The sequence below is a fragment of the Streptosporangium oxazolinicum genome (assembly GCF_039537505.1).
Taxonomy (GTDB): Bacteria; Actinomycetota; Actinomycetes; order Streptosporangiales; family Streptosporangiaceae; genus Streptosporangium; species Streptosporangium oxazolinicum.
Genome location: NZ_BAABAQ010000003.1, coordinates 421,268 through 446,635, shown reverse-complemented (window position 1 = coordinate 446,635; position 25,368 = coordinate 421,268). Strand labels below are relative to the sequence as shown.

At 68.6% G+C, this 25,368-nt stretch carries 23 protein-coding genes and 2 tRNA genes; 17 read left to right on the top strand and 8 right to left on the bottom strand.

Going from position 1 to position 25,368, the window contains the following annotated elements:
* Window positions 1-149: 149 nt before the first annotated feature.
* From ABD817_RS11500 to fabV, 3 genes are all read left to right on the top strand, one after another.
* On the top strand, window positions 150-767 hold the full coding sequence (locus tag ABD817_RS11500) for a hypothetical protein (RefSeq protein WP_344917804.1): 618 nt from the start codon (window positions 150-152) through the stop codon (window positions 765-767).
* 5 nt (window positions 768-772) lie between these two features.
* Window positions 773-895 (top strand): hypothetical protein, encoded by a 123-nt coding sequence (locus ABD817_RS11495; protein ID WP_344917803.1) that lies wholly within the window; start codon window positions 773-775, stop codon window positions 893-895.
* Between the two features lie 174 nt (window positions 896-1,069).
* Window positions 1,070-2,275, top strand: coding sequence for an enoyl-[acyl-carrier-protein] reductase FabV (gene fabV, locus ABD817_RS11490; RefSeq protein WP_344917802.1), 1,206 nt, complete (start codon window positions 1,070-1,072; stop codon window positions 2,273-2,275).
* A 57-nt stretch (window positions 2,276-2,332) separates the two neighbouring features.
* Here the strand turns inward: fabV and ABD817_RS11485 are convergent, their stop codons facing one another.
* Window positions 2,333-2,887, bottom strand: a complete 555-nt coding sequence (locus ABD817_RS11485) for a class IV adenylate cyclase (protein WP_344917801.1) — start codon at window positions 2,885-2,887, stop codon at window positions 2,333-2,335.
* 524 nt (window positions 2,888-3,411) lie between these two features.
* On the opposite strand from ABD817_RS11485, the gene ABD817_RS11480 reads away from it, so the two are divergent.
* Window positions 3,412-4,563, top strand: a complete 1,152-nt coding sequence (locus ABD817_RS11480; RefSeq protein ID WP_344917800.1) for a sugar phosphate isomerase/epimerase family protein — start codon at window positions 3,412-3,414, stop codon at window positions 4,561-4,563.
* 109 nt (window positions 4,564-4,672) lie between these two features.
* Here ABD817_RS11480 and ABD817_RS11475 read toward each other — a convergent pair whose 3' ends face one another.
* Window positions 4,673-5,911 carry an MFS transporter gene (locus ABD817_RS11475; RefSeq protein WP_344917799.1) on the bottom strand — a complete coding sequence of 413 codons (1,239 nt, stop codon included), beginning with the start codon at window positions 5,909-5,911 and terminating at the stop codon, window positions 4,673-4,675.
* A 94-nt stretch (window positions 5,912-6,005) separates the two neighbouring features.
* Between ABD817_RS11475 and ABD817_RS11470 the strand changes: the two genes are divergently transcribed.
* The 7 genes from ABD817_RS11470 to ABD817_RS11440 all read left to right on the top strand — a co-directional run bounded on the left by ABD817_RS11470 (window position 6,006) and on the right by ABD817_RS11440 (window position 11,294).
* Window positions 6,006-6,560 carry a CGNR zinc finger domain-containing protein gene (locus tag ABD817_RS11470; protein ID WP_344917798.1) on the top strand — a complete coding sequence of 185 codons (555 nt, stop codon included), beginning with the start codon at window positions 6,006-6,008 and terminating at the stop codon, window positions 6,558-6,560.
* A 213-nt stretch (window positions 6,561-6,773) separates the two neighbouring features.
* Window positions 6,774-7,685, top strand: coding sequence for an NADP-dependent oxidoreductase (locus ABD817_RS11465; RefSeq protein ID WP_344917797.1), 912 nt, complete (start codon window positions 6,774-6,776; stop codon window positions 7,683-7,685).
* A gap of 120 nt (window positions 7,686-7,805) precedes the next feature.
* Window positions 7,806-8,675: a lytic polysaccharide monooxygenase auxiliary activity family 9 protein gene (locus ABD817_RS11460; protein WP_344917796.1), complete on the top strand. Its 870-nt coding sequence runs from the start codon at window positions 7,806-7,808 to the stop codon at window positions 8,673-8,675.
* A 77-nt stretch (window positions 8,676-8,752) separates the two neighbouring features.
* Window positions 8,753-9,544 carry a DUF305 domain-containing protein gene (locus ABD817_RS11455; RefSeq protein ID WP_344917795.1) on the top strand — a complete coding sequence of 264 codons (792 nt, stop codon included), beginning with the start codon at window positions 8,753-8,755 and terminating at the stop codon, window positions 9,542-9,544.
* 70 nt (window positions 9,545-9,614) lie between these two features.
* Window positions 9,615-10,451: a MetQ/NlpA family ABC transporter substrate-binding protein gene (locus ABD817_RS11450; RefSeq protein WP_344917794.1), complete on the top strand. Its 837-nt coding sequence runs from the start codon at window positions 9,615-9,617 to the stop codon at window positions 10,449-10,451.
* A gap of 213 nt (window positions 10,452-10,664) precedes the next feature.
* A complete protein-coding gene (locus ABD817_RS11445) occupies window positions 10,665-10,931 on the top strand; it encodes a DUF6458 family protein (protein ID WP_344917793.1) in 267 nt (88 codons plus the stop codon).
* Between the two features lie 111 nt (window positions 10,932-11,042).
* Complete coding sequence (locus tag ABD817_RS11440; protein ID WP_344917792.1) at window positions 11,043-11,294, top strand: DUF4235 domain-containing protein; 252 nt, start codon at window positions 11,043-11,045, stop codon at window positions 11,292-11,294.
* 173 nt (window positions 11,295-11,467) lie between these two features.
* On the opposite strand, the gene ABD817_RS11435 is transcribed toward ABD817_RS11440, so the two are convergent.
* Window positions 11,468-12,706 (bottom strand): glycosyltransferase, encoded by a 1,239-nt coding sequence (locus tag ABD817_RS11435; RefSeq protein WP_344917791.1) that lies wholly within the window; start codon window positions 12,704-12,706, stop codon window positions 11,468-11,470.
* 145 nt (window positions 12,707-12,851) lie between these two features.
* On the opposite strand from ABD817_RS11435, the gene ABD817_RS11430 reads away from it, so the two are divergent.
* Both ABD817_RS11430 and ABD817_RS11425 read left to right on the top strand, forming a co-directional pair.
* Entirely contained in the window at window positions 12,852-13,097 is a 246-nt protein-coding gene (locus ABD817_RS11430; RefSeq protein WP_344917790.1) for a BON domain-containing protein, read from the top strand.
* Complete coding sequence (locus ABD817_RS11425; protein ID WP_344917789.1) at window positions 13,094-13,807, top strand: metallophosphoesterase family protein; 714 nt, start codon at window positions 13,094-13,096, stop codon at window positions 13,805-13,807. Before ABD817_RS11430 ends, ABD817_RS11425 begins: the two co-directional genes overlap by 4 nt.
* A 368-nt stretch (window positions 13,808-14,175) precedes the next feature.
* On the opposite strand, the gene ABD817_RS11420 is transcribed toward ABD817_RS11425, so the two are convergent.
* Both ABD817_RS11420 and ABD817_RS11415 read right to left on the bottom strand, forming a co-directional pair.
* A complete protein-coding gene (locus ABD817_RS11420) occupies window positions 14,176-14,325 on the bottom strand; it encodes a GPGG-motif small membrane protein (RefSeq protein WP_184719841.1) in 150 nt (49 codons plus the stop codon).
* A 22-nt stretch (window positions 14,326-14,347) separates the two neighbouring features.
* Entirely contained in the window at window positions 14,348-14,860 is a 513-nt protein-coding gene (locus ABD817_RS11415; protein WP_344917788.1) for a DUF6328 family protein, read from the bottom strand.
* Between the two features lie 66 nt (window positions 14,861-14,926).
* Between ABD817_RS11415 and ABD817_RS11410 the strand changes: the two genes are divergently transcribed.
* The gene (locus ABD817_RS11410) at window positions 14,927-15,526 is read left to right on the top strand and encodes a nucleotidyltransferase family protein (RefSeq protein WP_344917787.1); all 600 of its coding nucleotides are present in this window, start codon (window positions 14,927-14,929) and stop codon (window positions 15,524-15,526) included.
* A 180-nt stretch (window positions 15,527-15,706) separates the two neighbouring features.
* On the opposite strand, the gene ABD817_RS11405 is transcribed toward ABD817_RS11410, so the two are convergent.
* On the bottom strand, window positions 15,707-16,078 hold the full coding sequence (locus ABD817_RS11405) for a PRC-barrel domain containing protein (RefSeq protein WP_344917786.1): 372 nt from the start codon (window positions 16,076-16,078) through the stop codon (window positions 15,707-15,709).
* A gap of 257 nt (window positions 16,079-16,335) precedes the next feature.
* Between ABD817_RS11405 and ABD817_RS11400 the strand changes: the two genes are divergently transcribed.
* From ABD817_RS11400 to ABD817_RS11390, 3 genes are all read left to right on the top strand, one after another.
* Window positions 16,336-16,409, top strand: a tRNA-Lys gene (locus ABD817_RS11400).
* 301 nt (window positions 16,410-16,710) lie between these two features.
* Window positions 16,711-20,043 carry a type ISP restriction/modification enzyme gene (locus ABD817_RS11395; protein ID WP_344917785.1) on the top strand — a complete coding sequence of 1,111 codons (3,333 nt, stop codon included), beginning with the start codon at window positions 16,711-16,713 and terminating at the stop codon, window positions 20,041-20,043.
* Window positions 20,020-20,085 (top strand) — tRNA-Lys (locus ABD817_RS11390). The genes ABD817_RS11395 and ABD817_RS11390 overlap by 24 nt, the downstream gene beginning before the upstream one ends.
* A 203-nt stretch (window positions 20,086-20,288) precedes the next feature.
* Here ABD817_RS11390 and ABD817_RS11385 read toward each other — a convergent pair.
* Both ABD817_RS11385 and ABD817_RS11380 read right to left on the bottom strand, forming a co-directional pair.
* A complete protein-coding gene (locus ABD817_RS11385; RefSeq protein ID WP_344917784.1) occupies window positions 20,289-21,107 on the bottom strand; it encodes a hypothetical protein in 819 nt (272 codons plus the stop codon).
* A gap of 246 nt (window positions 21,108-21,353) precedes the next feature.
* Entirely contained in the window at window positions 21,354-25,025 is a 3,672-nt protein-coding gene (locus ABD817_RS11380; protein WP_344917783.1) for a choice-of-anchor D domain-containing protein, read from the bottom strand.
* Window positions 25,026-25,368: the final 343 nt, after the last annotated feature.

The following is a 25,368-nucleotide window of genomic DNA, read 5'->3' as shown; positions in this document are numbered from 1 at the left end:
GGCGCCGCCGGACGGGTGGCTACGGTGACCATGGGACCGCGCTCCGGTTGCTACCTGGTATCCCTGCGAGAGGACCCCGACCCGCAGGCAGTGCGGGAACCGCGGCAGGTCGCGGACCTGATCCTCGCCGCTCGATCGGGTGGCAGGTCATGACGGGCGCCGTGTCGACGCGGCTTCGCAAGCCCTACGTCACGCCGTATGAAGAGGAGAACCTGGATCTGCCGCTGGCCTTCGAGTGGGCGGACGGGGTGCCCCGGCTGACCTACCGTGACGCGCTTCCGCAGGAGTGGATGTTCGGGGCGCTGTGGGCCCGCTGCGGCACCGCGCGGGAGGGAAAGGTCCAGTGGCACCTGGTGCATACGCTGCGCCAACGTCGGTGCATGCTGAAAGGGCTGTGCCGGGTGTGCGGTTCACCGGCCACCGACCCCAACACCGGGCGTATCAGCTGGATCCTCCCCTCCGCCCTGGCCGGTGACTTCCGCTCACCCTGGCCCACAGCTCACCCGCCCACGTGCAAGGCGCACGTGGCCGAGGCCCTGACCACCTGCCCGTACCTGCGCAGAGAAGCGCCGGTCGTCTGCACGGTCGGCGACTACTCCCCGGTCGGGGTCCTGGCCAACCTCTACGGCGCGGACGACGGCGGCCGGGTGGTGGAGACCCGCCATCAGGTCCCCGTCGGCCTGGACGAGCCCCACCTGCTGAACCGGGCGCTGGCCACCCAGCTCATCGTCCAGATCACGGACCTCCAGCCCGCGGTCCAGGACTGAGAGTCATGGTTATCGAAGCAGTCAGTCGAACCGCCGACACCATCACCGTGACCACCCCGCTGACCATCGTGGCCGTCATCACCCACGCCACGCGACTGCGCCGATCGGGGTCTGGACCTCTGGAATGACCTGGGCATCGATAGCCTCTCACTGCTGGAACTGATTCGAGACCTCGAAAAAGCGGCTCCAAGTGGCCATCCCGAATGAGGACACCGGCCAGGCCAACACGGTTGGCGACCTCATCAGGATCATTCAGCGTCTCGCGAGCTCCGACCCGCCTGCGGGCCCGACCAGATAGGCACATGATGACGGCACGACTCATCGAACCTCGTGGGCGCGGGTTCCTGCTGTTCGACTCCCACCCCGGCGGATGCGAGAAGATCGTCGGCGACATGTGGGATCGCGTCGCCCCCGCGCGCCCCGATGCGAAGGCGGAGCGCCGCCCGGTCGCCCTGGTCATCGGCTTCAGCGCCGGTTACGGGATGGCGACCGCGATCGCCGGGATTCGCCGCTACGGCCTCGACGGCGTCGGCCTGTGCTTCGAGCGTCCGCCCACCGAGCGGCGTACGGCCACCGCGGGCTGGTACCGCACCATCGCGACCGCCGAACTCGCGGCCAAGGCCGGTCGCGACTGGTCGTTCGTCAACGGCGATGCCTTCGCCAACACCACCAAAGCCCAGGTGCTCGACCTGCTCGCCGAGCGGTTCGGCGGCATCGACTATCTGATCTACAGTGTCGCCGCGCCTCGGCGCGTCGACCCCGTCACCGGGCAGACGCACCAGTCGGTGATCCAGCCGTTGGGTAAGGGGTACAGCACCAAGACCCTCGACGTCAGCGGAGACGAACCGGCGTTGAAGGAGATCTGGGTCGAAGCGGGGAGCGACGCCGAGCGGGCCGACACCATCAAGGTCATGGGCGGCGAGGACTGGGCCCTGTGGTTCGACGCCCTGGCCGACCGCGGCCTGCTGCGGCCGGGATTCACCACCGTGGCCCTGTCCTACATCGGCTCGCACCTGACCGCGCCGATCTACCGGGACGGAACGATCGGCGCCGCCAAGGCCCACCTAGAGGAGACCGCGCTCACACTGAACGGCGACCTGGCCGGGGTCGGCGGGCGGGCCATGACGTCGGTCAACGGCGCCGCCGTCACCCAGGCATCCACCGCGATCCCCGGCATCGCCCTGTACGTCAGTCTCCTGCGCGGCGTCCTCGGCGAGGCCATGCAGTCCCCGCTCCAGCAATCCGTCGAGCTGTGGGACCGGCTCACCGGTGCCCGGACGCTCGACCTCGACGACCACGGGCGCATCCGCCTGGACCGGTGGGAGCTGGACCCACTCATCCAGGAACAGGTAACCGAACGGTGGAAGGCCGTCGCCCCCGACACCATCGGCGACCTCGCCGACATCGAGTGGTTCAGCTCTGAGGTGCGCCGCCTCTACGGCTTCGACGTGCCCGGCGTGAACTACGGCGCGCCGAGCGAGTCCGACCTTCCCTGGCCCACCGAATAGCGACCGACTGGAGGAGACATGACGACCGCAGGCGACCGCATCAGGCAGTGCGCTGTTCTAGGCCGACGCCAACGCGGCACGGACCAGCGAGTCGTAGGTGTCGGTCACTCGCTCCAGCTCGACACCGAGTGACCGTGCGAAGGTGTCCAGCTCGACTTGCACGGCGGTCCCGGTTTCCTCGCCACTCACCGTGCGCTCGATCTCAACGAAGGCTCCGGCGTGCTCGACCTCGTCAACGCAGATCGTCATGCTTCCCAGCGTCGCGGTGCGTCGGGTCTTCACGATGCGGACCGTGGGATGAAAGCCCATGAGCGTGATGGCGTGGTGCATCTGCTCCCGGTCGGCGACAGTCGTCTCATGTTCTAGGCATGCCATCGCGTTGTCAACGGGCCGCTTCACGGTGAACAGGTGCCGACCCTGCTGGGTGCGCAACCGGGCGAACGACCTACCGATCTTGCTATCGGCGTAGGTCCATCCGTCCTCGGCATACGCCTGATCGTCCTGGTGCGCGGGGGCCGACAGCGGGGCTCCCCGCTGTGCGAGAGCGTCCTCCAGCGCGGCCAGGTCACCTACCCGGTACTTGACCTCGATCTCCTGCGTCCCGTACGTCACGACGGCCTCCCTGATCGGGGAGCCTACCGAGAGCACCGATGTCCCTACACGAGGAACATCGGAACCAGCCGGTCCTTGCGTGACACGCTGGGAGATCGAACCTCCCCACGGCCGAGTCATGGAAGTCAGACACTGGGCCCCGGAGGAGCAGGCCCCCTGCGAGGGGTCGCAGAGGTGTGCCCGCGTCGGCCGCGACGAGACTGGGTCCCGCCGTCGACGCTGGTCGGCGGAGCCGGGCGGGCCGGGTCGGTGTCCTGTTTTCGCTGCTCAGCGGCCCTGTTTTTGATTCGCCCGAAAAGGTTTGAACTTCCCAGAGGGGTTTATGTCGGAAGGATCCGTACTTTCGTTGACGAAGTGACGCTCTGGAGTTAACAATTGCTGGCGGTGCAGGATATACGGCGGTGGCCCGTCAAAAGCCCCCATCGTCGGCTGTCGGCATCGGTGGCACGCTGAAGCCTCCCGGGTATTCCATTTTCGTTGCGACGCCGGTCAGCGCACGCGTCCCTCCCCCCGAACGGATATGTGTGAGTACTTTCCATGCCCACGATGACGACCAGGTCGAAGGCGGTGCCCTCGGGCGCAAGCTGGGACTGACCCGTCGGCAGTTGTTCGCGGCGACCACGGGTATGGCCGCGGCGGCGGCCATCACCGCGCTACCTGGCAGGGCCTCGGCCGCCGCTTCGGCGACCGCTCTCGGCGCCCCCCTGATCCGGGACAGCAAGCGCGGCATCATCCTCTACACCGTCCGCGACGCCATCTCCCGCGACCCCAACACCACGACCCTGCCGTCGGGGTTCAAGGAGGTGTTCAAGGCGCTCAGCGACATCGGCTACGAGCGCATCGAGTTCGCCGGGTTCACCCAGCACGCCAACGCCGAGGGCGGGCCGAACCTGGAGACCGTCGCCGGGGCGACGCTGCTGCGCGGGTGGCTGGACGAGAACGGGCTGCGGGCCGAGGGTAACCACGGGTTCATCCCGGGATCCTGGCCGCTGACCCAGGCCGATCTCGACCGGTTCAAGGCCAGCCTGGAGATCGCCAACATCCTCGGCATGGACCACATCGGCACCGGTAACGACCCCACCGGCAGCAGCTACAAGGCCGACTGGGACGTCGCCGCCGAGAAGTGGAACGTCCTCGGGGAGATCGCCCGGAGCTCCGGCTACGTCAAGCTGTACACCCACAACCACGACACCGCGTACAACTTCCTTCTCGACAGCGGGCCGCTGGACGCCCAGGGCCGTCCGACGCGCTCCTCGGGGATCCGGAGGCTGGAGTACTTCCTGGGCATCACCGATCCCAAGTTCGTGAACCTGGAGATGGACATCTACTGGGCGCACGTCGCCCAGTACAGGTACCAGACCTACACCGCCCCCGACGGCTCCGCTCAGACCAACGTCTTCAACCCTCTCGCTCTCGTCCAGGCGCATGAGGGCCGGTACCCGCTGTTCCACGCCAAGGACGGAAAGCTCAACCCCGCGACCACCAACGGCTACGACATGGTGCCCTTCGGTACGGGCGACATCGACTACACGACGTTCTTCCGGGGGCTGGTCAGCCAGCACCACTACCCGATGTACGAGCAGGACACCGCTCCGGGTGGTGCGGCGAACCCGGGCCAGTCGCTGCAGTTCGCCCAGCTCAGCTACAACAACCTGTCCGCTCTCACCACGGAGTGACCTTCCGGCGACCGGGCCCGCCTCCCGGCGGGTCCGGAATCCGCCCGGCCATCACGCGGACCGCCACGGCGCCGACGAGCGCCGCGCCCGGCACCCCAGAAGCGCCCGCTCAAGCACGGTGGTCCGCGGTCGGCTGGACGTCCGCCGACAGGTCGGTGCGCAGGGCGAACGGCACGAAGGCGGCCAGGGTAACGACCGCGAGCCCGGTGGCGACGGCGAAGACGGTCCGCACGTCCCACACCTCGGCCCCGATACCGGCCAGCGCGGCGGCGACCGGGATGACGCCCCAGCTGAGCATCCGCGACGCGGCGTAGACGCGGCCCAGCAGCTCGGGCGGCGTCAGGTTCTGCCGGAGTGTGGCCACGAGGATCCGCCAGACGCTCGATCCCGCTCCGGCGATCACCATGCCCAGGGACACCAGCCACGCGTTCGCGTTCAGGGCGACGGGCGCCACCAGCAGGACTGTGCCGACGGCGTCGGCGACGAGCAGCGTGGTCACCCCGAACCTGCGGCGCAGCGGCTCGACCGCCATCGACGCGAGCAGTCCGCCGACGGCCATCGCCGTCATCAGCAGGCCGTACTGGGCCGCGGTGAGGCCGAGCGGGCCGGGGCTGACGGCGTGCACGACCAACAGCGCGGTCGGGGCCGCCCAGACCACGTTCATCGCGGCGGTGAAGAGCGTGAGCGTCCGCACCACCGGCTGCCGCCACAGGAAACGGAACCCGGCGATCACGTCGCCGCGCCCGGCGGGCCGCGTTCTCCCCGGCGTACGGCGGAGTGTCATCGTGGCGAGCCCGGCGACCGCCAGGACGTAGAGAACCGCGCCGGTGCCGGTGGCCAGGGCCAGGGTGAGCCCGGCCAGCAGTCCCGCGAGCGGCGGCCCCGCCAGCTGGTTGGTGACGTTGATGGTCGCCTCGATCCGCGCGTTCGCCCTGTTACGACCGGCGGGCTCGACGAGCATGGGAACGGTCGAGGTCAGCGCCGTGTCGGCGAGTGTCTCGGCCACGCCGAGCAGCACCGCGGCGACCAGGATCACCGGCAGCGAGAGCGCACCGGCGAGATGGCCGGCGGTGAGACCGGTCAGCACCAGCGCCCGGACGAGGTTGACGCCGCCCAGCAGCAGCCGGCGGTCGACGCGGTCCACGACCCAGCCGGCGTGCAGCCCGAAGACCGGCCAGGCCAGCGTCAGCGCCGTCGTCACGGCCGCGACCCCGCCGGGTGAGGCGCCGACCGCCAGGGCGAGCAGCGGGAGCGCGAACAGGACCATGCCGTCACCCAGGTTGGCGCTGCCGGTGCCGAACCACAGCCCGTTGAACGACCGGCCCAGCGAAACGGGGAGGACGCGCATGCCATTCTTACCTTTCAAAGCCACTTGAATGGTCATAGGGTGATGGAGCCCGCCTTACCTGTCAACTGCCTTTGATCGGTGAGACAATGGGTGGATGATCGACGTCGAACTGGTCGGCAATGCCCTGTGCCTGGACTTCGCCAACACGGTCAACAGCCGCCCGGTCGTCCGGCGCGACTGGCTGGCCACCCCCGAGGAGGCGGTGACCTGGGCGCGCGCGGCGGGCCGTCCGATCGAGCGGCGGGCGGGCCTCGTCGCCGCGCTGCCCGGGGCCCGCGAGCTGCGCGAGACGGTGTTCCGGGTGTTCCGGCCGCTGGCCGACGGGGACGAACCGCCGCGCGCCGACCTCGACGCCGTCACGGCCGCGTACGCCGACGGCCTCGCCCACGCCCGGCTTGAGCCCGACGACGGCCGCTTCCGTTTCGCGTGGACCGCCCCGCGAACGGTCGGGACGCTGCTCTGGGAGGTCGCCGCCTCCGCTGCCGACCTGCTCACTCGCGGGCCGCTGGAGCGGGTCCAGGCGTGCCCGTCGTGCTCCTGGCTGTTCCTCGACACCAGCAAGAACGGCCGTCGCCGATGGTGCAGCATGACCACCTGCGGCAGCCGCGACAAGGCGCGGCGCTACTACGCGGCCCACACCTCCCCCTGAAGGCCCCCGCCCCCTGAAGGCCCCGCCCGTCCGGTGGCCGTACGACGGGTGGTGGCTCCCCGCGCCATGGCCCGGAGTACGGGATTTGACCTCAATCGCGGTTGAGGTCGCAGGCTGGGCGGCGTCATACGCGAGCGAAGACGTACGCGAGCGAAGGCGTGCGCGAGCGAAGACGTACGCGCGTGAAGGCGTACACGAGCGAAGGGGAATCCTGTGAAGGCAGCTGCTTTTTTCGAGTTCGGCGGGCCCGAGGTGCTGCAGGTGACGGAGCTTCCGACGCCCGAGGCGGGGGAGGGGCGGGTGCGGGTGCGGGTCAGGGCCGCGGGGGTGCAGCCGTTCGACCTGGCCGTCCGGGCGGGGTGGACCCCGCCGGGGGTGAGCGGTGAGCTGCCCCGCGTGCCGGGCAACGAGTTCGCCGGGGTGGTGGACCAGGTCGGCGCGGGGGTGGACGGGGTGGCTGTCGGGGACGAGGTTCTGGGCTTCGACCTGCTGAACTCCTACGCCGAGTACGTCGTCGTGCCCGCGGAGCACGTCACGCCCAAGCCCGCGAACATGCCCTGGGAGGTGGCGGGTGGCTTCACCGCCGGGACCCAGACCGCCCACATCGCGCTGCGGCAGCTCGGGGTGGGGGAGGGCGACACGGTCCTGGTCCACGCCGCTGCGGGCGCGGTCGGCACCGCGGCGGTCCAGCTCGCCCGGCTCTGGGGGGCGACCACGGTGATCGGCACCGCCCGCGAGGAGAACCACGACTACCTGCGTGAGCTCGGCGCGATCCCCGTCACGTACGGCGAGGGCCTGCTGGAGCGGGTGCGCGCCCTCGCCCCCGCCGGGGTGGACAAGATCCTGGACGGCGCGGGCGGCGAGGCGCTGGAGGTCTCTCTGAAGCTGGTGGAGGGCGAGCGCATCCTCACGCTCGTCGAGCACGGCAGGGCCGCCGAGCTGGGGGTGCAGGTGACCAGGGGGGTGCGGCAGGTGTCCCGGCTCGCTGAGCTCGCGACCCTGTACGCCGAGGGCAAACTCGTCTTCCCCGTGCGCCGCACCTACCCGCTGGAGCGGGCCGCGGACGCCCACCGCGAGGCCGCCACCGGGCACGGGCAGGGCAAGGTCGTGCTGGTCATGGACTGATATGGCCGTATCACTGGCCTTATGACCGTAATTCTTAGTAAGGTTTCTTGTTAATAACGTGCTATCCGTCGGCTCGTTGGACAGTCCTGCCTCCCATTTCCCGCTCCTGGAGGAGTCCACGTGCATCTTCGACACAAGGTGACCACCGGTGCCGCCGCCGTGATCAGCGTAGGGTCCCTGTTCGCGCTGTTGCCGTCCACCGCGGCGGTGGCCCACGGGTCCATGTCGAACCCGCCCAGCCGGGCGTACGTCTGCAAGAACGAGGGCCCGGAGACCCCCAAGTCCGAAGCGTGCAAGGCGGCCGTCGCGGCCGGGGGCACCCAGGCGTTCTACGACTGGCACGAGGTGTCCCGGCTCGAGGCCGGCGGCAACCACCGCCAGATCATCCCCGACGGCCAGTTGTGCGGCGCCGGTCGTGACAAGTATCGCGGGCTCAACCTCGCCAGGGCCGACTGGCCCGCCACCCAGGTCTCCCCGGGACCGCTCACGGTCACGTACCACGCGACCGCGCCGCACGCGAACAGCAACTTCGAGTTCTACATCACCAAGCAGAGCTGGAACCCCACCCAGCCGCTGCGCTGGTCGGACCTGGAGCACATCAGGACCTTCAACAACCAGAACCCCACCCAGTTCACCAACTGGACGATCAACCTCCCGCAGCGGAGTGGCCGCCAGCTCATCTTCTCGATCTGGCAGCGCATCGTGGGCAGCACCGAGGCCTTCTACACCTGTTCCGACGTGAACTTCGGCGGCGGCAACCCCAACCCCTCGCCGACCCCGACCCCGACGGTGACCCCGACCCCGAGGCCGACCCCGACGCCCACCCCGACTCCGACGGCCCAGCCGGGCGGCACCTGGAGGGCGGGCACCGCTTATGCGGTGGGCGCCACGGTGACCTACAACGGTGTGACCTACCGGTGCCTGCAGGCGCACACCGCGCTGGCCGGCTGGGAGCCGCCGAACGTCGCGGCCCTGTGGCAGCGCGTCTGACCCGGTGAAATCCGGCCGGGGTGGCCGCGGCCACCCCGGCCGGGATCGTCGCTCTCCCGAGAATCGAGGGGTTCGTCATGAAGCGTACGGTTCCGGTGGTTCCGATGGTCGCCCTGGGGCTCCTCCTGCTCTCCGGCTGCGGTGCCGACAGCATCCAGGAACTCCGCGGAGGCCCGGCCGGTCACGGGGCGCACGGCGCCTCCAGCGCCGCCGCCACTCCCGTTCCGGTGACGACGCCGTCCGCCTCCGGTCAGGGGTCCGATCACGGCGCGCACAGCGGCTCCGAACAGGGCTCGGACCAGGGTTCCGGGCAGGGCGGCCATGGGGCCGAGGATCACTCGGCGCACGGCGCCGGCGCGGGGCTGCCCACCCCCTCGCCCGCCCCGCCGATGGGGAGCGCCGCGGGAGTCCCCTTCAACCCTCCCGACGTGATGTTCCTGCAGATGATGGTGCCCCACAACACCCAGGGGGTACGGCTGGTGCGGCTGGTGCGCGAGCGGCCGGTGCGCCCCGAGGTCAAGGAGCTCGCCGAGGCGATCGGCGTGACCCAGGAGCGCGAGTCCACCTCGATGTCCGGCCTGCTGACCGCGTGGGGCCAGCCCGCGACCGCGAAGGACGACGAGCACGCCGCCCACGGCGGGATGCCCGGGGTGAGCGACGAGGAGATGGCGGCGCTGATCGCCGCGCCACCGGCCGAGTTCGAGCGGAGGTTCCTCGACATGCTGATCGCCCATCAGGACGACGCCACCCAGATGGCCAAGGTGGAGGTCGCGACCGGCCTGCACCCCGAGGTGACACAGATGGCGAAGCGCGTCGACGTCTCACGTGCGGCACAGATCGCGCAGATGCTCGCCCTGCGGGACCAGTAAGGATTTGTCCTCGCACTCCCTTATGTGAGATATATTTCCTACTTGATATAAGGGGAATTAAGGGAGAGTCATGCGCAAGATCTTTGGGGTCGTGGCCGGATTGATCCTGGCCGGAACCCTGGCCGCGTGCGGGGGGACGTCCACAGACACGGCCCAGCCCGCCGGCGGCACGCCGAAGGCCGACGCCCCGCTCAGGGTCGGGGTCAACCCCGTGCCCCACGGCGAGGTGCTCAAGTACGTCAAGGACAACCTCGCCGCCAAGGCCGGGCTGAACCTGGAGATCGTCGAGTTCACCGACTACGTCCAGCCCAACACCCAGCTCGACGAGGGCAACCTGGACGCGAACTACTTCCAGCACATCCCGTACCTGGAGGAGTTCTCCAAGGGCAAGGACATCAAGCTCAGCTGGGTCGCCCCGGTGCACATCGAGCCGCTCGGCCTGTACTCCAAGAAGATCAAGAACGTCTCCGAGCTCGCCGAGGGCGCCCAGGTGGCGCTGCCCAACGACGCGAGCAACCTCGGCCGCTCGCTCAAGCTCCTCGCCGACAACGGCGTGATCACCCTCAAGGAGGGCGTCGGCGTCAAGGCCACCGAGCGCGACGTCGCGGACAACCCCAAGAAGCTGGAGTTCAAGCCCCTTGAGGCCGCCCAGCTGCCCCGCTCCCTGGAGGACGTGGACGCCGCGATCGTCAACGGCAACTACGCCCTGGAGGCCGGGCTGCAGCCCGCGACCGACTCCCTGATCCTGGAGAAGGGCGAGGGAAACCCGTACGCCAACGGCCTGGTCACCGTCCCGGCCAAGGTGGAGGACCCCCGCGTGAAGAAGCTCGCCGAGCTCCTCGCCGGTCCCGAGGTCAAGAAGTTCATCGAGGACACGTACAAGGGCGCGGTCCTGCCCGCCCAGTAGACCGTCCGGTGACCCCGCCGCTGGGAGAGGAATCGCCACACCGTCGGCCGTGCCCGCCCGTTTTACGGGAGGGCACGGCCGACGCTTTTCCCGGGGCCGTCGGGCCTGTGACGACGAATGGGAGGCCGAGGTCCGCATCTACCTCCGCCGGGTGACGTTTGAGATCCGCGTGGGGGATAGATGGGAATGCGTTGGCTCGAAGGAGGAGATCCCATGACCATCGCAGGCGGCATCGTTCTCATTATGCTCGGCGCCATTCTCACGTGGGCGGTCGAATTCGACATCGCCGGATTCGACATCAACGTCGTCGGTGTCATCCTGATGATCGGCGGTCTCGCGTGGCTCCTGTTCGCCGTGTACCGGCTCAGCCTCGCCCGCCGGGCGGTGGCGGACACCACGGCCACCACGGTGATCGAGGACCCGGTCACCCACCGCCGCACCTACCAGGAGCGTCACTACAACGACCCCCCGGCGGTGTGACCTGCGGGCCTCTCGCGTGAGGGAGCCGCGACCCCGCCGGTCCGGATCCGTTAGGGGCCGGTTCCTGCGGGTAGGCGTGCCGTTTCAGTGAACGCGAACGGAGGGCAGGACGTGAGCAGAGTCGTATCCCGCGGTGCGAGTGCCGTGACCGGAATGATCGGCGGCGCGATCGCCGGAGCGGTCTTCAAGCAGGTCTGGAAGTTCGCGTCCGGCGAGGACGAGGCTCCCCAGGCCACATCGGATGACTACGGCTGGCGCGAGGTCCTTGTCGCGGCGGCCATCCAGGGCGCCATCTTCGGCGTGGTCAAGGCCGCGATCGACCGGTCCGCGGCCCGGAGCATCCACAGAGCCACCGGCAAGTAGGCCGTGAGGTCGGCCAACGGCGACCGGCCTCGTACGCGGAGGCCCCCGATCCCGTCCACGGGACCGGGGGCCTCCGCACGTCCGACTCACGAAACCGCCTTCGAACCGTAAGGACCGTACGGACCGGGACGCGGGCCGTACGGACCGGAACGGACTGGGACGGGGCGGAGCCGTCAGGCGGCTCCGGGGCAGGAGTGGACTTCGCAGGGGCCGTCCGCTCCCCGCGCCGGGAGGCGGGAGACGCGGGAGGAGAGCACCTCCGTGTACACGGCGGTGGTCTGGGCGGCGATCCGGTTCCAGTCGTAGCGAGACCGGGCCCGCGCGACGGCCGCGGCGCCGAAGGCCGCCAGCAGGGACGGCGCGGCGAGCAGCCGGCGCAGCGCGCCGCCCAGCGCGTGGGGCTCGCGCGGAGGGACCAGCAGGCCGGTGACCTCGGGGACGACGGTGTCCAGGTGCCCGCCCACCGCGGACGCGACCACCGGTACGCCGCAGGCCATGGCCTCCAGCGGCACGATGCCGAACGGTTCGTACCAGGGCATGCTGACCACGACGTCCGCCGAGCGCATCAGGGTGGGGACGTCCTCCCTGCTCACCTTGCCGAGGAACCTGACGCGGTCCGCGACGCCGCACCTGGCGGCCACGCGCGCGAGCCGCTGCGCCTCCGGGTCGTCCAGGTCGCCACCGGCGACGACCAGGGTGGCGCCGGGGATGCGGGAAAGGGCGTGGATCGTGGTGTCCACACCCTTGCGGCGGACGGGACGGCCGAGGGCGAGCAGGACGGGACCCGGCCCGAAGTCCATCCTCGGGCCGGAGGGGGTGAAGGAGCCCACGTCGACGCCGCAGGGCACCACCCTCGTCCATCTCCGGGGGATGCGCATCCGGCGTAGCTCCGCCACCTCGTCGGCGCAGGTCGCGACGACCGCGTCCACCTGGGAGGCGACCATCGCCTCGATCCTGAGGCGCTCGCGCGGGCTGGAGTCGGCCATGCCCTGGTGCCGGCGCTTGACCGTGCCGAGGGCGTGGAAGGTGTGCACGATGGGGACGGCGGTGTCCCTCGCGGCGGCGAGGGCGGCCAGGCCGCTCATCCAGAAGTGGCTGTGGACCATGTCGGGTGGCGCGGCGCTCCACCGCCTGGCGAGCCATCGGCCGAAGTCCGGGATCCAGGGGAGCAGGTCGTCCTTGCACAGGGTCATGGCCGGTCCCGCCGGTACGTGGACCACGGTGACCCCGGGGGCGAGGGAGGTCTCCTCGGGCTGGGAGGGGCACTCCCTGCGGGTGTAGACGGTCACCTCGTGCCCGCGCGCGGCGAGCGCGAGGGACAGGGCGGCGACGTGGACGTTCTGGCCCCCGGCGTCGGCTCCGCCGACGGTGGCGAGGGGGCTGGCATGCTCTGACACCATCGCGATCTTCATGGACACGACTCCACCGGGTGTACGGGGCAGGCGTGCCTGCGTCCTGGGCATGACCGCATCCCCTGCCCCGAGCGGGGACTTTAAACGTGTTTGACCTTGGGATTCGCGGGAAGGCGAGGACTTTTGGACGGAAAGGAGTTCGACGATGGAGGCTCCTCAGTACGTCGCGGCGCGCGTGCAGCGCGCGCTCGCCGAGGACGAGAGAACCACGGAACTCGGCATCCGGGTGGACGTCCGGGGCGATCAGCTCTACCTGCGCGGCCAGGTCGTCGGCACCGAGCGCCGCGAGCTGATCGCGGAGGTGGCCGGTGAGGCCGCTCCGGGGCTGGACGTCCACAACGAGATCGACATCGTGGACGTACGGGACCCGGTGAGGGAGGAGAGGCTGTGAGAGAAGTGCGGATCGCGGCGGTCGGGGACGTGCACCTGGACGAGAGCCGCAGGGGGAGCTATCGCGAGCGGCTCCACGACATCGAGGAGAAGGCCGATGTCCTGCTGCTCGCCGGCGACCTGACGCGGCACGGCACCATGGAGGAGGCGCGGGTGGTGGCGGACGAGTTCCGCGACCTGCCGATCCCGGTGGTGGCCGTGCTCGGCAACCATGATCACCACTCCGACATGCCCGCCGAGATCGCCGCCCTGCTGCGCGACACCGGGATCGAGGTCCTGCACGACGACGCGACGGTGCTCGACATCGACGGGGTGCGGCTCGGCGTCGTCGGCGGCAAGGGCTTCGGCGGGGGGTACGCGGGCAAGTGCGCCAGCGACTTCGGCGAGCCGGAGATCAAGGCGTTCGTCGGGCACACCAAGCGGATCGCCGACCGCTGGCGGGTGGCGTTGAAGGAGCTGCAGGCCGACCGCAGGGTCGTGCTGTCCCACTACTCGCCGGTCAAGGACACCCTCGCCGGGGAACCGCTGGAGATCTATCCCTTCCTCGGCAGCTACCTGCTGGCCGAGGCGGTCGACGCCGAGGGCGCCGACCTGATCATCCACGGGCACGCCCACTCCGGTACGGAGAAGGGCGTGACGCCGGGAGGCATCAGGGTGCGCAACGCGGCGCTGCCGGTGCTGGGCCGGGCGTACGGCGTGTATCTCCTCTGAGGCGGGACCTGGAGCGGGCCTGGGGCGGGACCTGAGGCTCGGGAGCCCGGTGGCGGAGGCCCGGCAACGGGCGTCCGACGCCGGGTTCGGTCTGGGGAACATGTCCCTGACACAGAAGAAGCGGGCCGGGTTACAACCCGGCCCGCGAGGCTTCTGTGGGAATTCGGGGCGCTTACGTTCTTACGGACGTTCTCGCGGGCGTGAGACCCACGGTGAGAAGTGTGCCGGCCTCAGGCCCGCACCTTTCTGGACGGCGTACGGACATCAGACCGTACGAAACGGCGCACGGGTCGGGTGGCCCGTACCTGGACGGTGTGCGAGCACTCGGCTCGCACCGGACGTGTGATGCCGCGAGCGCGAGGCCCGCGTCACACATTGAAGATGCTCACGCCCCCGGGGCCGACGAGGAAGCCGAGGACGATCAGGACGATCCCCCAGAGGAGGTCGCGACGGGCCAGGATGACGTAGATCCCGGAGATGACGAGAACAACTGCGATGATCCAAAGCAAGGTAGCCATAACCGCCCCCTGCCCTCACAATTCACGACTTAACATCTTCATCATCCTTGGTTCTGTATAGATCAACGATGGGTTGGATGAACCACAGCCAGGCGCTCAGCAGGGCCACGCCCCCGGCGAACACCGCCGCGGGCCAGGCGTTGAGAACCGTCTCCGCGACCAGCGCGACCGAGCTCGTCATCGCGACCGCGAGCCCGGCGGCCCCCGCGATGCCGAGCGCGTTGGCGCGGTGCAGCATCCTCTCCTTCAACCCGGTCCTGAACAGCAGGCGGTGCTGGGCGGCGGGGGTGATGAAGCAGACGGACGCGATGGCCGCGCTCAGCAGGGCGATGAAGAACAGCCAGTGCCCCAGGGTGTCCACTTTGTTGAAGCCCGCCGCGAACGGCAGGCTGAACAGAAAGGCGAACAACACCTGCACGCCGGTGACCGCGACGCGCAGGCCCTGTAACAACTCGCCCAGCTCGCGGTCCACCCGCTCCTTGCGAGTCTCTCCAGGCTCAGGATGCTCTTTTTGTACATGTTGGGGCTGAATCATGCGCTCCGTTTACCCAAGCAAAGGTTTGACATGCCTACCTGGGAAGCTATGGGGTACGCGTGGGCTATGGGAAGCCACAGTCACGAGGTCACCGACGCGATTTTGGAAACGCTGAAGCGGGCGAGCAGCGGGCTGAAAGACGCGGACGTCAGGTTCGCACTCGCCGGGGGCTGTGCGGCCTACGCGCGCGGAGCCGCCCCCTCGCTCCACGACGTCGACTTCGTCCTCCCCCAGGAGGACGTTCCGCTCGCGCTTGAGGCGCTGGGCAAGCTGGGATTCGAGACGACCAGGCAGCCGCCGGAGGACTGGCTGGTCAAGGCCTTCGACGAGGGCAGGCTGGTGGATCTGATCTTCTCGATCTGCGACCATCCGGTCACCCCCGAGCTGCTGAAGCGCGCGGAGCCGATGAAGGCCTCGGCGGTGATCCTGCCCGTCCTGGAGGCGACCGACCTGGTCATCTCGTGGTTGCTGCCACTCTCCGAGCACAGTTGCGACTACGGATCCCTGCTGCCCCAGGTCCGCGCCCTGCGCGAGCAGGTCGACTGGGACCGCGTCGCCGCCGTCGTGCGCGACTCCCCCTACGCCTCCACCTTTCTCATCCTCCTCGAACGTCTCGGTGTCATCCCCGGCCCCGTCGACTCCTCGGGCGACCCGACCTGGCCCTGACCGATCCTGACCACTCTTGAACGGCCCTGATCACCCTTGAACGGCCCTGACCTGGCTTTATTGGCCTTGGTTGGCCCTGATCGGCTCTGAGAGGCGCCCGTTCCCGGCACGAAAAGGGGCCCCGCCACATGGCGGGGCCCCTTTTCGTCGTCTCGGCCGAAGGCCGGGGGGAGAGGAGGCTCAGAACGCGCCGGGTCCGCCGCCGAAGGGGAAGCGGCCGTAGTACTCGCCGACACGGTCGCGGTACGCGGGCTCCCTGAAGTTCGACTCGTCGAACTCGGGGGCGTCCTTGATCTCCTGCTTGGTGCGCGCGACGTAGATCTTCTTCTCCTGCGGGTCGATCTGCGTCACCGTACTCGCCGGAAGGAGGACCTTCTTGCCGAAGATCCACGGACCCGTGTCGATGACGAGGTAGCTCTCGCCGACCTCGTACGTCGCCTCGTCGACGGAGCCGATCTTCCCGTCGGTGGCCTCGACGTGGTACCCGGCGACGTCGAGCGACTTGTCCTGGTCGTACACGTCGGCGCGATAGTTCCAGAGCTCAGGTTGCATGGTTGAACATCTCCCTTGACTTGATACTCCGGGCTCCGGTCATCTACCCGAGCGAGGAGCCCTAAACGGCATTTTCCCAAGTCAGCCGGTATGGAACACTGTTCGCCCTACTCTGTTTCCGCTCGTGTCACCAGGTCATCGCGGAGTTTCCCCGCGCCCCGCCCGGCGGGAATTCCCACCGTCCGATGCCCCTCATAGGCATATATCGGCTCATGTACGGACCACCGAGCCGGGTCCGGTAAGCTTGTCGAAGTCAAGCGCCGCTAGCTCAGTTGGTTAGAGCAGCTGACTCTTAATCAGCGGGTCCGGGGTTCGAGTCCCTGGCGGCGCACAACCTCTGATCAGGCCCGATCTCCTTGCTGGAGATCGGGCCTGATCTGTGCTAAGGCCATGCTGGGACGAGCCGGGTGGAACAGGCGCGAGGACGGCGGCGCGTCGATGACGAAGAAGCCTTTGGCTGGCTCCCGCGGCCAGGATCGCGGTCACGGCCGCTGGTGAGTCAGCGCCGCCGAGAGCGATTCGGGGCGAAAGACGTGCGCTCAACAGCCTGCTTTTCGTTATTTCGTATCTTGATGGATTCCGGTGCGGCGGTCACAGTGAGTGGGGGTGCTGGTCATCGACCGGAGGTGCACGTGGCCCAAATTCCCAAGCTCGACACCGGAGCCACCGCGAATGCGATCGTGGCTAGGTTCGGCCGGACGGTGGCGGAGAAGCGAGGGTTGGGCGGCGCGGAGGAGGACCAGTTCCGTGGGCCGTTGGAGACCCTGCTGCGCGACCTCGGCGCGTTGATTGGTGTCAAGGCGATTCCCTACGGCGAGGTGCGGTTGAAGCATCTGCGGGCGCGGCCGGACTACGCGGTGAACATCGGACAGGTCCGCGTCGGTTACGTCGAGTTGAAGAGACCGGGCAAGGGGGTGCCAGGAGCGTCTGAGTGGCGCCCCGACAAGCGGGATCTGGAGCAGTGGGGCAAGCTCTCCGCCCTTCCGAATGTGGTGTACTCGGACGGGGTTACCTGGGCGCAGTACTCGTTCGGCGAGCGGATTTCGCCGATCGTCAGGTTGGCGAACACCGTCGCGGAGTTGCGGCGTCCGGCGGCGTCGGCCGTCGCCGACTTGATGGGCATCGTTCGACGGTTCATGCTCTGGGAACCGGAGTCTCCTCGGACGCTGGGCTCCCTCGTGAAGATCATCGGTGGGTTGTGTGGCCTGCTGAAGGACGAGGTGTACGCCGCAATCACCGACCCGTTGAAGAAGCGCTCCCAGATGAGGCTGGCGTTGCTGGCCGACGACTGGCGGAAGCTGTTGTTTCCAGGGCTCGACCATGAGCGCTTCGCCGACGCCTTCGCCCAGACCGTCACGTTCGCGCTGCTGCTGGCTCGCTCGGATGGTATCGACCTGGTCGGCGAGTCCTATCAAGAGATTGCTCGGCAACTGGGCAAACGGCACCTGCTGATGGGGCAGGCGTTCGCGGTGCTCACCAGCGGGGCCGATGACGAGCTCAACACCATCGAGACCCTCCGCCGCGTGATCAGTGTCGCCGATATGCAAACGCTCGACGTCAGCCCGGCGGACGCCTACGCCTACCTCTACGAACGTTTCCTCGCGAGCTACGACCCCATGCTCCGGAAGGAGACCGGCTCCTACTACACCCCGGTCGGTGTCGCCCGCCATCTTGTCCGGTTTGTGGACGAGGTGCTTCGTGAGCACCTTGGTAAGGAGTGGGGGTTCGCCGACGACAATGTGGTGGTCGTCGACCCGGCGATGGGAACCGGCACCTTCCTGGTCGAGGTCATTGGCTGTGTCGCGGATCGTGTTGCCGACAAGCTCGGGCACGGGTCCCGGGAGGATTACGTCAACGACCTGGTCACCGACCGGCTGATCGGGTTCGAGATTCAGGTGGCCCCGTACGCGGTGGCTGAGCTCCGTATCCATGGTTCATTCCAGAGTCGGTTCGCGGTGGAGACCCCACTTGAGGCTCTGCGGTTTCTCACCGACGCGTTAGCCGATCCGAACCATGTGCAACCAACGCTGGGCGCGCCGTATCGAGTGATGGAGGAGGCGCGGGACAAGGCGAACGACATCAAGCGCAGGGTCCCCGTGATGGTGGTGATCGGGAACCCACCGCATGTGGAGAACGCCAAGGGCCGAGCCGAATGGGTCGAACGCCCGCGCAGGGGAATGCCCCGGCTCGGAGCCAGGAGTGATCGCCCCTCGCTTGACGAGTTTCGAGCTGATGGCCTCGGCCGCTATGAATCGGACCTGCATGGAATGCCGTGGTATTTCCTGCGCTGGGCAGCCTGGAAGGTGTTCGAGGCTGAACATCGCATGCCAGAAGGTGTAGTGGCGTTCATCGTACCGTCGAGTGTGATCAGAGGTGCCGCCTTCCGGGGCCTGCGCCAGTATCTGCGACGCACGTGTGACCTGGGCTGGGTCATCGAGCTCACCCCGGAAGGGAACCGCCCGCCGATCGTGACCCGGGTCCTCGGGCCCGACGTCGGGCGCCAGCTCAGCATCTTGGTCTTCGCCAGGACGGCGAACTCGGACGTAGAGACCCCGGCGATAGTCCGCCATCTGGAGTTGCACGGAACGCGCGAGGAGAAGACAACTGCGCTGGCGCAGTTGACGACGACAGGACCACGCTGGCACACCTGCGGTATGGGGTGGCAGGACTCCTTTCTTCCGGCCGCCGACCCGCAATGGGCGGCGTTCCCTTCGCTCGGTGACCTGATGCCGTGGCGGTCGAGGGGCATTACCCCCGGTCGAGCATGGGTATACGCGCCTACCGCCGAGGTCCTGCGCACCCGGTGGCGGACATTCCTCGCCGCTTCGACGGAGGACCAACGTGAATTTTTCCGAGAGGGACGGGATCGCACCCTGCACAGCCGAGTCGGCCCACTGCCTGGGTTTCCACCAGTCCAGCGCTCGCTGGCAGAGGAGTCGGGCAGTTGTCCCGAGCCGATTCAGGTTGCTTACCGCTCGTTTGACCGGCAGTGGCTCATCCCCGACAACCGGCTTCTCGTCATGGCCCGTCCGCCGCTCTGGCAAGTCCGATCCGAGCACCAGATCTACGTTTCGGAGCAGGACGTACACGAGATCACTGAAGGCCCGGCGCTGGTCTTTTCCGGGCTCATCCCTGATCTAGATCATTTCAACGGCTGGGGCGGCGGTGGCGTGCGTCCGCTCTGGCGCGACTGCCTGGGCAGCGTCCCCAATATGACCCGGGACCTGCTCGAACACCTCCGCATCCGGCTGGGCATTCCCGTCTGTGCAGACGACGTGCTGGCATATGTCGCGGCGATCACGGCGCAACCCGGATATACCCGCCGATTCAGGGAGCATCTTCGGCAACCGGGTGTCCGTGTCCCACTCACTGCGGATTCGACGCTATGGAGTCGCGCGGTGACGATCGGACGCGAGATACTCTGGCTCCACACCTACGGCAGTCGCTGCGTCGATCCCGACGCAGGGCGGGGAGGCTCAGAACGTTCCCTTGTCGAACGGTTCGGCGTTAAGTGCCTGACTGCCGTCAGGGCACTTCCTGAGAGGCTCGGTGAGCACCTCGACTATGACCCCAGAGCACAGACGCTCACCGTGGGCAGCGGAACATTCGCCCCCGTACGTCAAGAGGTCATCGACTACACGGTTTCCGGTCGGCGCATTGTGTGGCGATGGTTGAACGACCGGACTGTCCACCCCCGAAACAAGCGCCGGACCTCGAGCCTCGACAACATCACGCAGGCCTCCTGGAACCGTGAAATGACGTTCGAATTCCTGACGCTTCTCTCCGTCCTGACCGGATGCGTCCTGCTGCACCCTGAGCAGGACCAGGTACTGACCGACGTGTGCTCGGGGCCGCTGATCGGCCAGGCTGACCTTGCCGCCGCTGGCGTGCTCCCGGTCCCGAAAACAGCGACGAAGCCGCCGAAGCCGACGCAGGCCGGCGCGCAGTCTTTTCCCGACAGCTGACTCTTAATCAGCGGGTCCGGGGTTCGAGTCCCTGGCGGCGCACTCGGAAAAGGCCGTTGGGCCGCGTGAACGCGCGGCCCAACGGCCTTTTCGACGTTCTTCCCCGATAGTCGCGGGCCCGGGTGTGAAGGATCGTGCGCACCGGGTTGTTCGCGCTCGTTCCGCTTCTGCGGAGACCGCGACTTCGGCGGAGACCACGACGGTTACGGGCGCGCCGGGTCTCGCGCCGGGCCGGGGTGCCGGGGTCAGGCTCGTCGGTCCAGGGTCGTCCTGACGCCGCGGCGGCGGATCAGCAGGCCGGTGACGGCGCCGAAGGTGATCAGGGAGCCGGTGAGCACGAGTGCGCGCCCGTCGGGGCCGGTCTCGCCGCCGCCTCCGGTGTCGGCTCCTCCGGCCGGTGTCTCGGCGATCTCGCCGTTCGCGTCCTGCGGGGTCTCGGTCGTCTCGGTGTCCTCGTCCTGCGGGGTCTCGCCGACGGGCTGCGTGGCGGTGTCCGTCGGGGCGGGGTCGGTCGCCTGGCCGTCCCCGGTGACGGTGAGGGGGTAGGGCGTCAGGGTGTCCTTGTTCAGGGCCTCGCACTCGATCAGCGGATTGTTGGGGAGGGTCCCGAAATTGATGGCGGCGGGCCGTACCGCAGCGGTGCCCGGATTGTTGGATGTGGTCGCGAGCGTGATCTGGGCCGTCGGCAGCAGGATGGTCTGGCCCGCGCCGATCGTGTCGAGGGTGCCCACCCCGGTGGCGGAGGTCAGCCCGGGGAGGTCGCTGATGGAGGCGTACGCGTACAGCTTCGTGCCCTCGGGCAGTCCCGCGGTGGGGGCCGTCAGCCCGGTGCCGACGTAGGTGCCGCGCCAGCCGATCGTGAACTGCTGTCCCGCGGTGGCGCCGGTCGGCATCGTCATCTCGACGTTGATCTCGATGGTCTGCTTCTCGGTCACGCCGTCGGTGGTGCACTCGTACTCCACGATGGCGGCCGAGCCCTGCCCCGCGGAGGAGGGAAGGGGTTGCCACAGGAGGACCAGGCCCCCGGCCAGGGCGGCGACTGAGAGAACCGAGCGGACGCGCACGTCGCCTCCTGCTTACGACAGATGGGGCATAAGGGGAGACGGGGGGTGAGGGTGTTCGGTTGACACCAAAAGCCCGATCCGTACGGGGATTTGGTGTCGTGGGTGCGGTGAAGGCTTTACGGCCTGGACGAAAACCACCGGACGGGACGATAAAGCGCCGGACAGGGGTGAAAAGCATTTTTCACGACGAGAAAAGCACCGGATGGGGGGTGTTCCCCCCATCCGGTGCCAGGGTCGGCGGCGAGGCTAGGAGGCGTACACCTCGAACTCGGAGAGCTGACCCGCGGGCCAGCCGCTGTTGGCGGTGAAGGTCAGGCGCAGGTGGCGCCTGCTGGTGGCCGGGAAGGTGATGGTGGCCGTGTTACCGGTGGCCGGGTTGAAGGTGTACGTCGCCGAGCCGACGACGTTGGTGAAGGTCGTCCCGTCGGTGCTGCCCAGGACGGTGACCGCCTGGGTGCGGGTGGCCCAGGCGGCGGCCGGGGGCAGCTTGAGGACGACCCGGCCGACGCTCTGCGTGGAGCCGAGGTCGACCGTGACCGACTGCGGGAAGGCGTTGCTGTTCGACTCCCAGTAGGTGTTGGCGTTGCCGTCCACGGTGTTGCCCGACCCGTACACCTGGGCGTGGCTGGTCTCCGTGGTCGGCCTGCCCTGCGCCAGGTTGGTGACGGGCGCCGAGCCGCCGGTGCCGGTCAGGCTCACGGTGAGCGGCCCGTTCGGGTCGTTGCTCGCCACGCTCAGGGTGCCGGTACGGGTGCCCGTCGCGGTGGGGGTGAAGGTGACGTTGACGGTGCAGGAGGCACCGGCGGCGAGGGTGGTGCCGCAGGTTTTGGTCTGGGCGTAGTCACCGGTGGTGGCGACCGTGCCGAGCGTCGCCGATCCGGTGCCGGTGTTGGTGACCGTCACGGCCTGCGCCGGGCTGGTGCTGCCGACCGTCCTGGCGGGGAACGTCAGGCTGACCGGGGAGGCCGCGAGCGACACGGTCGGCGTGGGGTTGCCGCCGCCCGGGAAGATCTGGAACTCCGCGACCTGGGCCGCGGGCCAGCCGGTGTTGGCGGTGAAGTTGACCCGGACGTAGCGTGCGGTTGTGCTGGGCAGCGGGATCGTGACGCTGTTGCCGGTGGCGGGGTTGAAGGTGTATCCGGCCGAGGGCTTGACGACGGTCCAGGTGGTGCCATTGGTACTGGTCTGGACGGACAGGGTCTGCGTCCTGGTCGCCCACGCGGCCGGCGGCGGCAGCTTCAGGACGATGGACCCGATGCTCTGGGGGGAGCCGAGGTCGGCCTGCAGCCACTGCGGGAAGGCGTTGGCGATCGACTCCCAGTAGGTGGCCGTGTTGTCGTCGTTGGTGTTACTCGGCGGGAAGCCGCTGCTGGAGCTGCTCGCCGTCATCGTCGCGCCGAGCGCGAGGTTGGTGGTCGAACCGATGCCGCTGCCGGTCAGGCCGACCGTCAGCGGGCTGTTCGGGTCGTTGCTGGCGACGGTGAGCGTGCCGGTACGGGTGCCCGAGGCGGTGGGGGTGAAGGTGACGTTGACGGTGCAGGAGGCGCCGGCGGCGAGGGTGGTGCCGCAGGTTTTGGTCTGGGCGTAGTCGCCGGTGGTGGCGACCGTGCCGAGCGTGGCGGTGGCGGTGCCGGTGTTGGTGACGGTGACGGCCTGCGCCGGGCCGGAGGCGCCGATCTGGCGCGCCCCGAAGGACAGGCTGCCCGGGGAGGCGGTGAGGGCGACGCCGTTGGTGCCGCCGCCGGTGAGGCTCACGGTCACCGGGCCGCCCTGTGCGCTGCTGGCGACGGTGAGCGTACCGGTGCGGGTGCCCGTCGCGGTCGGCGTGAAGGTGACGTTGACCGTGCAGGTCGCGCCCGCGGCGAGGGAGCTGCCGCAGTTGTTGGTCTGGGCGTAGTCGCCGGTGGCGGTCACCGAGCCGATCGGGGCCGCGGTGGCGGCTCCGTTCGTGATGGTGACGGCCTGCGCCGGGCTGGTGCTGCCGACCTGGCGCGCGGCGAAGGACAGGCTGCCCGGGGAGCCGGACAGGCCGCCGGTGTTGCCGCCGCCACCGGGGTAGATGTAGTTCGGCGTGGGCCAGGTGCCGGTGCAGGTCGTGCTGCTGGGGCTCCAGCCGGTGTTGCCGGTGCCGAAGACGGGCGTGAAGGCCGCGCCGACGCAGTTGTGGATGGCGACACCCGCGCCGATGTGCGCGGCCCTGACGTTGTTGAACGTCATGTTCGCGCCCGACTGGGCCTGGATCATGTACGTGCCGGTGCCGTCGATGTTGACGTTCCTGAAGTTGACCGTGCTCGTGGTGCCCTCGATCATGTGGATCGCGGCGTACGAGCTGTCCAGGATGTCGGTGTCGGTGACGTTGATGGTGGCGTTGACCGGTTCGTTGAGCCCGCTGAACCAGATGGCGCCGACGCCGAAGTGCCAGTTGAAGTCGTTGTTGCCCGCCCGGAGCAGGGTGTTGCGGGCCACGGTGTGGGTTCCGGCGACCGCGGTGCCCTGGCCGGAGTTGACGCCCGGGTAGCGGTTCGCGATGTGGATGCCGCCGCCGTTGCTGACCGTGTCGGCCACCACGTTGTCGGTGATCTGGATGTCCCTGCCGCCGTACGTGACGATGTTGTTGGCCAGCAAGGTGACGCCGACGGTGTTGAACGTGAACTTGTTGCCGACGTTCGGCAGCCGGTCCGGCCACATGGCCAGGGCGTCGTCACCGGTGTTGCGCAGGAACGTGTTCGTCACGGTCGAGTTGGTGACGCCGGTGTGGAAGTTCACGCCGTCGGCGGTCTGGTCGAGGATGCGGCTGTTCTTGATGGTGAAGTTGTTCATCGGGCCGTCCATCCAGGCGCCGACCTTGGTGTGCTGCATCCACACGTTGTCCACGACCGAATCGGTCATCGCGCCACCCATGGCGTTGACCTGGTCGTTGTCCTCGCGTTCCATGATCTCGCCGATGATGGCGAAGTCCTTGAGCGTGACGTTGCGGCTCGGGCCGCCCGCCTCGTGCGGACGGATCTCACCGCCGTAGCCGCCGCCCTGGACGTACTTGCCGTAGACGCCGACGGCCCGGTTGCGCTGCGTGGGGTGGCGCCCGCCCAGCACGCTGTACCAGGGACCGGCCCCGCGCAGGGTGACGCCGTCCACGACTACGTGGTCGTAGAGGTTGTACGTCCCCTCGGGGATGTACACCTCCTTGCCCTGGGCCTTTCCGGCGTTGACCGCGGCCTGGAAGGCGGCCGTGTTGTCGACGCCGGTGTTGTTCTTGACGGCGCCGAAGTCGTCGACCGACAGCGAACCGGCCGGGCGGGCGATCGGGGCGCCGACGACCTCGAAGTCGGCCAGGTCCACGGTGACCGGGATGCCGCCGGTGAACTGGACACGCACCTTGGCGCCCACCGCGAGCGTGGACCCGAACATGGTCCGCGTCTCGTCGTAGAAGTGGTGGGGGTTGGTGTCGCCGGGGTTGTTGTTGAACGGGTAGCCGCCGTAGTACCAGCCGTACTTGGAGGTGAGGGGCAGGTCCTTCAGGTGCGTGCCGTTGATCCGCAGGCTGGCGGTGGTGTTCTGCCCGGTTCCCGAGGCGTTGTCCGGCACGCTGTAGCGCAGTGACATCGCGTTGGCCGGCCGGGTGAGCGTGAACTCCACGTACTCACCCGAGGCGTCGAGCGTCACCGCCCTGCGGCCCGAGGCCTCCGAGGGGAGGCGGCCGTAGATCCGGTCGGGGCCGATCACCTGGCCCGAGTGGGCGGTGTCCTCGGCCTCTATCTCGAAGAAGGGCACGGTGGCGCCGCGCCCCGGGAAGTCGAACGGGGAGTCGGCTCGTACGGCGGCCGTGGCGGGGGTGACGGGTAAGGAGACCAGCCCTCCCGCCGTCAGCGCCGCGATCGTGGCGATGGTCCAGGCCTTTAGCCTGCCGGACTTGTTCATCGGCTGACCCTTCAGTGTACGAAGAGCCGGACGCTTCGCGGCCGGAGGCGCCAGAGGCGCCGGAGAGGTCGGCCGGTGGTGCCCGGGGGGTATCCACACCTTAAAATGACGAACAGATTGCTGCAAGATTTCAGCGAATACATGAAACGTAACGACTGTGTTGCGTTGGTTACTGTACGGAAAGTTTCATGTAAGTGCTTGCGCGGTCTCGGAAGCCGCTTGCGCGCTGATGGAAGCGGCGCCCGGCGTACCGCCCGGTCCGATCGGCGCGGTCGGCTTGGCAGAGGGTGGGCGAGGACACGGTTCCGGCCCGGAATTGTCGGTGCCGGCTGGCATGATCAGG

Bases quoted from the DNA above. Each gene is read 5' to 3' on its own strand.
- ABD817_RS11500 (WP_344917804.1), top strand. From the start codon at position 150: ATGACGGGCGCCGTGTCGACGCGGCTTCGCAAGCCCTACGTCACGCCG.
- ABD817_RS11495 (WP_344917803.1), top strand. From the start codon at position 773: ATGGTTATCGAAGCAGTCAGTCGAACCGCCGACACCATCACCGTGACC.
- fabV (WP_344917802.1), top strand. From the start codon at position 1,070: ATGATGACGGCACGACTCATCGAACCTCGTGGGCGCGGGTTCCTGCTG.
- ABD817_RS11475 (WP_344917799.1), bottom strand. From the start codon at position 5,911: ATGCGCGTCCTCCCCGTTTCGCTGGGCCGGTCGTTCAACGGGCTGTGG.
- ABD817_RS11470 (WP_344917798.1), top strand. From the start codon at position 6,006: ATGATCGACGTCGAACTGGTCGGCAATGCCCTGTGCCTGGACTTCGCC.
- ABD817_RS11455 (WP_344917795.1), top strand. From the start codon at position 8,753: ATGAAGCGTACGGTTCCGGTGGTTCCGATGGTCGCCCTGGGGCTCCTC.
- ABD817_RS11450 (WP_344917794.1), top strand. From the start codon at position 9,615: ATGCGCAAGATCTTTGGGGTCGTGGCCGGATTGATCCTGGCCGGAACC.
- ABD817_RS11445 (WP_344917793.1), top strand. From the start codon at position 10,665: ATGACCATCGCAGGCGGCATCGTTCTCATTATGCTCGGCGCCATTCTC.
- ABD817_RS11435 (WP_344917791.1), bottom strand. From the start codon at position 12,706: ATGAAGATCGCGATGGTGTCAGAGCATGCCAGCCCCCTCGCCACCGTC.
- ABD817_RS11430 (WP_344917790.1), top strand. From the start codon at position 12,852: ATGGAGGCTCCTCAGTACGTCGCGGCGCGCGTGCAGCGCGCGCTCGCC.
- ABD817_RS11420 (WP_184719841.1), bottom strand. From the start codon at position 14,325: ATGGCTACCTTGCTTTGGATCATCGCAGTTGTTCTCGTCATCTCCGGG.
- ABD817_RS11415 (WP_344917788.1), bottom strand. From the start codon at position 14,860: ATGATTCAGCCCCAACATGTACAAAAAGAGCATCCTGAGCCTGGAGAG.
- ABD817_RS11410 (WP_344917787.1), top strand. From the start codon at position 14,927: ATGGGAAGCCACAGTCACGAGGTCACCGACGCGATTTTGGAAACGCTG.
- ABD817_RS11405 (WP_344917786.1), bottom strand. From the start codon at position 16,078: ATGCAACCTGAGCTCTGGAACTATCGCGCCGACGTGTACGACCAGGAC.
- ABD817_RS11380 (WP_344917783.1), bottom strand. From the start codon at position 25,025: ATGAACAAGTCCGGCAGGCTAAAGGCCTGGACCATCGCCACGATCGCG.